The sequence below is a fragment of the Nocardiopsis halotolerans DSM 44410 genome, from assembly GCF_000341065.1.
Taxonomy (GTDB): domain Bacteria; phylum Actinomycetota; class Actinomycetes; order Streptosporangiales; family Streptosporangiaceae; genus Nocardiopsis; species Nocardiopsis halotolerans.
This window is the reverse complement of record NZ_ANAX01000116.1, coordinates 1-5737: the sequence shown is the minus strand read 5'-3', so window position 1 is coordinate 5737 and position 5737 is coordinate 1. Positions and strand designations below refer to the sequence as shown.

The 5737-nt window shown below is 73.7% G+C and carries 2 protein-coding genes; both read left to right on the top strand.

The features are described from left to right. Positions 1–1659, top strand: a 1659-nt coding sequence (locus D455_RS29850) for an acyltransferase domain-containing protein (RefSeq protein ID WP_017570424.1), incomplete at its 5' end; no start/stop codon positions are given. 2 nt (positions 1660–1661) lie between these two features. Next, a partial coding sequence (locus D455_RS29845; RefSeq protein WP_152487036.1) for an SDR family NAD(P)-dependent oxidoreductase occupies positions 1662–5737 on the top strand: 4076 nt, incomplete at its 3' end.

The window sequence follows — 5737 nt, the reverse complement described above, 5'->3', positions numbered from 1 at the left end:
CCCGCCGCCGGACTCGCGGGCCTGGCCAAGACCATCCTCGCCATGCGCCACCACACCATCCCGGCCACACTCCACCTGAACACCCCCAACCCCCACATCGACTTCAACGCCTCCCCCTTCTACCCCGCCACCGAACCCGTGACATGGCAACCCCCCGCAGGGGTTCCCCGCCGCGCGGGGCTGAGCGCCTTCGGCATGGGCGGAGTCAACGCCCACGTCATCCTTGAAGAACCCCCCGTTCCGAACAGCGAAACCCGGCCCCCACTGCCCCAACAGGCCCACCTGCTCAAGGTCACCGCACCCAACGAATCCGCCCTCCGGCAGATCGCGGGTGACTACGACGACCACCTGGCCGACCTGCCGGACGAGGGGTTCGCCGACTTCGTCCGTACGGCCAACGTCGGACGGACGGACCACCGTCACCGGGCGGTGCTCACCGTGACCGACCGGGAGTCCGCACGCAAGGGCCTGCGCGCCGTGGCGTCGGGTGAGGTCGGGGTGTCGACGGTGCTCAACCAGTCGGCGCCGACGGCGTTCGTGTTCACCGGCCAGGGATCACAACACCCCCGGATGGGCCGCACCCTCTACGAGACCGAACCGGCCTACCGGCGCACGATCGACGAATGCGCGCGCCTGCTCACCCCGCACACGGACACGCCCCTGACCACGATCCTCTTCGCGGACGAACAGGGTCTGCTCGACCAGACCCAACACGCCCAAGTGGCGATCGTGTCCACCCAGGTGGCGCTGACAACGCTGTTGCGCTCCTGGGGCATCACACCAGACATGGCGATCGGGCACAGCCTCGGAGAACTGACCGCCGCCTGGGCCACCGGAGTCTTCGACCTCCCCGACCTCCTCCGACTCACCGCGATCCGCGCCCGCCTCATGCAGCGACAACCCTCCACCGGAACGATGGCCGCCATCACCGGCCCCACGGAGGAAACCACCCGCGCCCTCCACGACCACCCCGGCGTGGAGGTGGCCTCCCACAACTCCCCCACCCACATGACGGTGACCGGCCCGGCCCAAAAGATCACGGAACTCGTGGAGCAGTGGGGACCGCGCCGAGCCCGGACGCTGAACGTCTCCCACGCCTTCCACTCCGCCCACATGGAAGACGCGGTACAACCCTTCACCCAAGCCCTGGCCGACACACCGATGCGCGCACCCCGCGTACCGCTGGTCAACGGCCTGACCGGCGACTGGCACACCACCCAGACCGCCACCGACCCGCACACCTGGGCCACCCAGATACGCCAACCGGTCCGATTCCACCCCGGCGTGACAGCCGTCCACGCCTCCGGCGCACGCCACTACTGGGAGATCGGCCCCCAACCCCACCTGACACCACACGCCCGCTCCACCATCGGAGACACCCACACCCACTGGTACACCACACTCCGCAGAAACCACCCCGAACAGCGGAGCCTGTACCAGTCCGTGGCTGCCTACCTCAACGCCGGTGTCGGACGCCTCGACTGGGACGCCCTGCACGCGGACAAGGGCGGTCGGACCGTCACCATCCCGGGCTATCCCTTCGCCCGCCAGAACCTGTCCGCCGAACCGGCCCACGGGCGGCGCGCCCCCGAACCCCCACCGGTGGCCGCGCACCCCCTGGTCGACAGCATGGACGAAGAGAGGCGAGGGACCCCGTGACCATGCGCACGCGTAACTACAGGAAGACCTTCGACGCCTCCGACGCGCTCCTCGACCAGCACCGGTTCGGCGGTCGCGCCCTGCTCCCGGCCGCCGCCCAGGTCGAGATGATGATGTTCGCCGTCCTCCGGGGGGAGGACCTCTCCCCGAGCGAACTGCGGGACATCGCCTTCCCCCGCCCGCTGGCCCTCGACGAGGGTGCGCGGGAACGGGTCGGCTTGGAGGCCCGGTACCACGACGACGGCGGGGTCGAACTGGCCCTGCGCTCCGAGGGGCGACGGGTGCTGTCCACGGCCCGGGGGCGGCGGTCGGCCGACCCGCCCCCCGTTCCCTGGGAGGAGGCGGAGACGACCCCGCTCGACCCCGACGAACTGTACGCCGCCTGGGCCGCGTCGGGGCTGGAGTACGGACCCGACCTGCGGGTCGTGCGTTCTCTGTCTGCCGGTGGCGGTCACGTGACCGCCGAACTGGACGGCACCGCCACCGCCGGTCCCTGGCTGCTGCACCCCCATGTGGTGGACGGTGTCCTCCAGTTGGCGAGTGTGGCCGTCCAGGACCCCGCGTCGGCCTCCGCCGTTCGAACGACCGTGCCCGTGGGGGTGGAACGGCTGGCCGTGTACGCGCCCGTCCCCCCACGGGTCGGCGTCCGTGTCCGCCGTGTCCGCGCCTCCGGCGACCGTCTCGTCGCGGACGCCCGGGTCCTCGACCGGGACGGGAACGTCGTGGCGGTCATGGAGGGGGTGCGTATGCACCGGGCGGCCTCTCCCCGCCGCCCCGTGCCCGGGGGACGGATCCGCTGGTCCCCGGCCGATCCCGGCGCGCCCCAGCCGATCGGGGGCACCTGGGTGGTCCTGCGCCCGCCAGCGGACCGTCCGTCCCCCCTGGTGGAGGAGACCGCGTGCGCGCTGCGCGAGCGGGGAGCGCGCGTCGTCGAGGTGGTACCGCCCTCGGGGGACCCCTCCGGGGAGCTCTCGGACCGGGCCTTCGAGAAGCTGTGGGAACGGGTCGGTGATGTGTCCGGCGTGGTCCACCTGCGGTCGACCGGCGACGCGCGCGACGACGAGGACGAGTTCACCGCCGGGGTGTACACCTGCCTGCACGCGGTCCGGACCCTGGCCTCGCACCGCCGGGACGCGCGGTTCGTCGTGGTCACCGAGAACGCCCAGCCCGTGGTCGAGGGCGACCGCCCGGTCCCGGCCCGGTCCGCGCTGTGGGGGCTGGTCCGCACGGCCGCGATCGAGTACCCCGGCCTGGCCGTGCGGCTGGTGGACGCCGCGTCCGGCGCCCGGGCGCGTCGGGTCGTGGCCGACGCCCTGGGTTCCGGCCCCCTGGAGTCGGCCCACCGCGACGGCGTCCGCCACGAGCCCTCCCTCGTGGCCTCCCCCTCCCCGGAGGGCGGTGTCGGCATCCGCCCCGGCGGCCGGTACCTCGTCCTGGGCGGCCACGGAGGCATCGGCGTCGCGGTCGCCGAGCGCCTCGCCCGTGAGGGCGCGGGTGAACTGGTCCTGGTCGGCCGTTCCGATCCGAGCCCGGAGGTGGCCGAGCGGTTGTCCGGACTCGGCTGCCGGGTGCGCTCGCTGCGCGCCGACGTCTCCGTTCCCGGCGAACTCGGGTCGGTGGTGTCGGACCTGCTCGCCGACGGGCACGGACTGGCCGGTGTCGTGCACGCCGCCGGGATCCTCAGGGACGGGCTGATCCGCGGCGCCAGCGCCGAGGACCTCACGGCCGTCATGCGGCCCAAGGTGGCCGGGAGCCGCGAGCTGGCCGCGGCCGTGTCCGGGCTGGACCTGGACTTCGCGGTGCTGTTCGGCTCGGTCTCGGGGACCTTCGGCAACCTGGGACAGGCGGGATACGCCGCGGCCAACGCCTACCTCGACGGCTTCGCGCACACCATGGGCCACCCGTGGACGACGGTGTCCTGGGGTCTGTGGGGCGAGGTGGGCATGGGTGTCGAGGTGGCCGAACAGCTGCGTCGGCGGGGCGTGCGCCCCCTGGGCACGGAGGAGGCCCTGGACGCGCTCATGGCCGTCCTGGGCGGGGGCGACCGGAGGGTGGTGGTCGCCCACCCCGACGGTCGGGGCGTTCCCCACCCCGTCACGCCGTCCCCCGTCGGGCGGCCGGCCCCCTCCGCCGGGTCCGGGAGCGGCCCGAAGCCCGTCCCGGCCGACCTCGCGGCGCGGGTCCGGCACCTCCTCGCCGCACGCCTGGGCCTGGACGACCTCTCCCCGAGCACACCGCTGGCCGACTACGGCGTCGACTCCATCATGAGCGTGGAGATGTCGGAGGAGCTCTCCCGGATCGTGGGCACGGACCTGCCCGCGACCCTCTTCCTGGAGTACCCGGACGCCGCCGGGGTGACCAGGGCCCTGACCGAGCAGTACGGCGTGCCCGCCGGGGCGGCGGACGCCCCGGCGGAGGAGGCGGATCCCCGCCCCCGGGTGACGGACGCGTCGGCCGTGGACAACCCGGTCGGGGGACCACCCTCCGAGGCCGCGGATCCCCTGCCCGAGAGCACGGACACCCCGGTCGACGAACCGCCCGCACCCGCCCGACCCGGCGACATCGCGATCGTCGCGGTCTCGGGCGACCTGCCCGGAGGCCGCGGCCTGGACGGGTTCTGGAAACTGCTGGAATCGGGGGGCACGGCCTTCACCGAGGTGCCCGCGGAGCGGTGGGACGTCGGTCTGCTGTCCGGGTCGGAAAACCCGGACGGGGCTGAGGAGCACGCGGAGCACTGCCGTGACGGTGCCTTCCTCCGACTCGACGACGGTTTCGACCACCGCTTCTTCGGAACCTCCCGACGCGAGGCCGACGAGATGGACCCCCAGCAGAAACTCCTGCTGGAGCACTCGTGGCGCGCCGTGAACGAGGCCGGTCTGCACGGCCGGTCCGACGTCGGGGTGTTCGTCGGGGCGACCTACGAGCACCACCGCGACGCCTCCGGCCTGGAGCGGGTCGGCCCGCACACGGCCCTGGGCTCGATGAACGCCGTGCTGGCGAACCGGATCTCCTACACACTCGACCTGACCGGACCCTCCCAGACCGTCGACACGCTGTGCTCGTCCTCGTTGGTCGCGCTGCACCAGGCGGTCCACTCCCTGCGGTCGGGCCAGTGCGGCGCCGCGCTCGTGGCGACCTGCCACGTGGGCCTCACCCCCTGGTACTACCGGAGCCTCACCCGGATGGGGGCGCTCTCCCCCGGCCGACCGCGCCCCTTCGACGAGCGCGCCGACGGCTTCGTCCCCGGTGAGGGCGCGGTCGCGATGGTGCTCCGCCCGCTGGCCGACGCCGAACGCGACGGTGACCACGTCTGGGGCGTCGTCCGCGGCAGCGCGGTCAACCACGGCGGGCGCGGGGGTGCCCTGCCCGTCCCGCGCGCCTCGGCCCAGGAGGCCGTCATCCGCGCGGCCCTCGCGGACGCCGACACGCCTCCCGAGGAGGTGACGCTGATCGAGGCGCACGGGACGGCCACACCGCTCGGCGATCCGATCGAGGTCGCGGCGCTGACCGAGGTCTTCGGCCCCGGGGGCGGGCCGCGCCTGCTGGGGTCGGTGAAGGCCAACATCGGTCACCTGGAACCCGCGAGCGGGATGGCGGGCCTGGTCAAGGTGCTGTTGTGCATGCGGTACGGCGTCGTTCCCCCGCTCGCCGGATACGAGCGGCCCTCCACACGGCTCGACCTGGCGGCGGCGGGATTGTCGGTGAACACCGAGACCGTGCCGTGGCCCGGTACGCGTCCCCGGGTCGCCGGGGTGAGCGCCTTCGGGATGGGCGGAACCAACGCCCACGTCGTCGTGGCCGAGCACGGCGCCCGGGGAGAACGGGCGGCGGCCCGCCCGGACGCCGGGCACGTCCTCGTCCTGTCCGGGCACACGCCCGAGGCCCTGGCCGAACGCGTCTCCGACGCGGTCCGCTGGCTTCCCGGGTCCGACGCCGACCTGGGCGACGTGTGCTTCTCGGCCGCCGTGGGCCGGGACCACCGGGAGTTCCGCGCGGCCTTCCACGGCGGTGATCGGGAGGAGGTCCTGGCGGGAATGCGGCGTGTCCTCGGCGAGGGGCGGGTGGCGGGCCGCTCCGT